This is a genomic window from Streptomyces sp. NPDC059534 (assembly GCF_042743475.1).
In the GTDB taxonomy this organism is placed as follows: Bacteria; Actinomycetota; Actinomycetes; order Streptomycetales; family Streptomycetaceae; genus Streptomyces.
Genome location: NZ_JBHWAQ010000121.1, coordinates 1 through 2,343 on the forward strand (window position 1 = coordinate 1; position 2,343 = coordinate 2,343).

Annotated in this window: 4 protein-coding genes; 2 read left to right on the forward strand and 2 right to left on the reverse strand. The window is 70.0% G+C overall.

Features of this window, described 5'->3' with window-relative positions; all coding sequences use genetic code 11:
* A partial coding sequence (locus tag ACFVZH_RS40175) for a transposase (RefSeq protein ID WP_384905579.1) occupies positions 1-268 on the forward strand: 268 nt, incomplete at its 5' end.
* Between the two features lie 15 nt (positions 269-283).
* Here ACFVZH_RS40175 and ACFVZH_RS40180 read toward each other — a convergent pair.
* Both ACFVZH_RS40180 and ACFVZH_RS40185 read right to left on the reverse strand, forming a co-directional pair.
* On the reverse strand, positions 284-655 hold the full coding sequence (locus ACFVZH_RS40180) for a DUF6233 domain-containing protein (RefSeq protein WP_384905580.1): 372 nt from the start codon (positions 653-655) through the stop codon (positions 284-286).
* A 12-nt stretch (positions 656-667) separates the two neighbouring features.
* Complete coding sequence (locus tag ACFVZH_RS40185; protein ID WP_384905582.1) at positions 668-1,042, reverse strand: hypothetical protein; 375 nt, start codon at positions 1,040-1,042, stop codon at positions 668-670.
* A gap of 121 nt (positions 1,043-1,163) precedes the next feature.
* Between ACFVZH_RS40185 and ACFVZH_RS40190 the strand changes: the two genes are divergently transcribed.
* On the forward strand, positions 1,164-1,658 hold the full coding sequence (locus tag ACFVZH_RS40190) for a hypothetical protein (protein ID WP_384905584.1): 495 nt from the start codon (positions 1,164-1,166) through the stop codon (positions 1,656-1,658).
* Positions 1,659-2,343: the final 685 nt, after the last annotated feature.

Genomic DNA, 2,343 nt, shown 5'->3' on the forward strand with positions numbered 1-2,343 from the left:
GAAGAACCGCCGCTACCTGCGACGACGCGGCATCCGCCACACCATCCCCGAACGCCTCGACCAGCAAAGACACCGCAAGAACAGAGGCTCCCGAGGCGGCCGGCCCACCGGCTTCGACAGCGAGCGCTACAAGAAACGCAACACCGTCGAACGCGCCATCAACCGCCTCAAGGGCTTCCGGGCCGTCGCCACCCGCTACGAGAAACGCGCCTACATCTACCTCGGCACCGTCACCCTCGCAGCCCTCGTCATCTGGCTCCGAACATGATCCAAGAAACAGTGCCTAAGCCCCGCGGCTGCCCGGCCTGGCCGGGGGCTTGTCGATGCCGAGGCTGCCCCACGGCGCGCACCGCTCGTGCATCTCCAGCTCCGGGAACTCCTCGAACGCCAGCCGCACCTCCTCCTTGCTGAGGAGGCTGGGCATGTTCTTGGCGTCCGGGCAGTTCCCGCGGTGCAGCGTCGGGTGACCTTCGACCGCGCGGGACGGCAGGACCTTCCACGACGACTCACGCCGCGCGACTTCCCGCAGCCGCTGCTCCTCCGCCTGCTGCTGCTCGAGCGTGCGGATCGTCTGCTTTGTCTGGCCGAGCTGCCACTCAAGCCAGTCGCGCAGCGTGTGGAGCTTCTCCAGGCGCTCGCCTATCGGCATCTCCATGACGGCCCCTGATCAGGCTGCGGCGGTGACGCCGGCGTGGCTGAGGAGCGCCATCCGCGCGGCGACCAGCTCGGGGCCGCGCTCAAGCGTTGCCCAGAACGGGTGGGTGGTGATCTGCGCGGACAGGTCGGTGACGAGGGCGCGCAGGCGGGTGTCCTCTGAGAGCTGTTCGGGCTTGTAGCCGGGGGACGGCTCACGGCCCGGAGCGATGACCTCCTTGGAGTTCTCATTGATCTTGGGGGCCCAGCAGCCGGGCATCGGCTCGACCGGCCATGGCAGCGTCCGGCACAGCGCCTCGTGCTCGGCACGGGCCTGGTGCAGCCGGGTCTGGAGGTCCCGCAGGTCGGCGGGGAAGTCGTACTCAGGGGTGGTGTAGCTCTTGCTCACACCGAAATCGTACCTCTGTTCGATTATCGGGGCCAGCTACACACGCCGCGCCGGTTTCAGTCTCCGGCGGGGTTGCTACCGTCGACCCTCCAACTGAATACGGCTGAATACGGAGGCCCTCATGGAACAGCTCATCGGTGTCGTGATCGGTGGCTTCATCGCCCTCGGAGGCGGAACTCTCACGGCATGGCTGACGGCCAAGCACCAGAAGAATGCCGCACGCGCGAAGGACCTGTGGGACCGCCGCGCCGCCGTGTACCTCGACCTGCTGCTGCACCTCAGTGGCGCGGTTTCCTTCGCCACCGACCTGGACGTGCCCGGCTACTACGGACCGCAGACGCCCGAGCAGCACCAGCTCCGCCGGGACCTTGCGGCGAAGGTCACCCTCTTCGGTTCCCCGAAGGTACGGGAACTCTGGGAGGCCGCTACCGAAGCCATCGGCGATCTGCACTACACCTGCATTGAGGGCGAGCTCTACACACGGGATGGTGTCCTTCCCCCTGGCATCACGGACCCCGAGTTCCTTAGGTGCAACGCCGCCCACGAGAAGACGGAGCAGGCACTCATCAAGCAGCTCCGGCATGAGCTCGACGTCGACAAGCATCTGAAGGTCTGAGCGGCCCAGACTTCGGGTGCACGGCGGCCCCGGCCGGAATGACTGGTTGGGGCTGGCGCGCGTGGCATCAGCGGAAACCAGCAGGCGACACAAGATCCTCAAGTCCGACACGGTCCGCGGGTTCACAAACCCGACCGAAGGATCGCTGGTGTCTGAACTCGCCCCCTGGCCCCAAGCCGAACCCTCGCCCCCGCTGCAGGTGCCTGCTGTTCGCGGGGATCGCATTCCTCCTCAGCGGCGGCATGCTCGCCGTCACCGCGCTCGGGTTCGGGCTCGCCCTCGCCGGCCGCTCCCCGGCCGAGCCGAAGCCCACCCCGACCACCGCGGCGCCCGTCACGCCACGTCCGACGACCGCCCCCCCGGCCCACAACGACGTCCCCGGCGACCACCATCCCGCCGACGATGTCCACCCCGCCGCCTACGACCAGCACGCCCTGCAACGTCTTCGACCCGGAGTGCCCCGGCAGCGCTGGGGGCTCGGTGGGCGGCGTCGTCGGCTGACCTCCCCGCACCCCGCTGCGCCCCGGCCGGGCGACTCCCCAACCGGGGCGCAGTCGTGTCCCGGCCCGCGGGCGCTCGTTGGACCCGGGGGGGGGGGGGGGGGGGGGCCGGGGCGGGGGCCCCCCCCCCCCGGCGGGCCCCCCCCCCGCTGAGGGGGACGGGGCCGGGGGACCACGCGCCCCCC

Bases quoted from the DNA above. Each gene is read 5' to 3' on its own strand.
- ACFVZH_RS40180 (WP_384905580.1), bottom strand. From the start codon at position 655: ATGGAGATGCCGATAGGCGAGCGCCTGGAGAAGCTCCACACGCTGCGC.
- ACFVZH_RS40190 (WP_384905584.1), top strand. From the start codon at position 1,164: ATGGAACAGCTCATCGGTGTCGTGATCGGTGGCTTCATCGCCCTCGGA.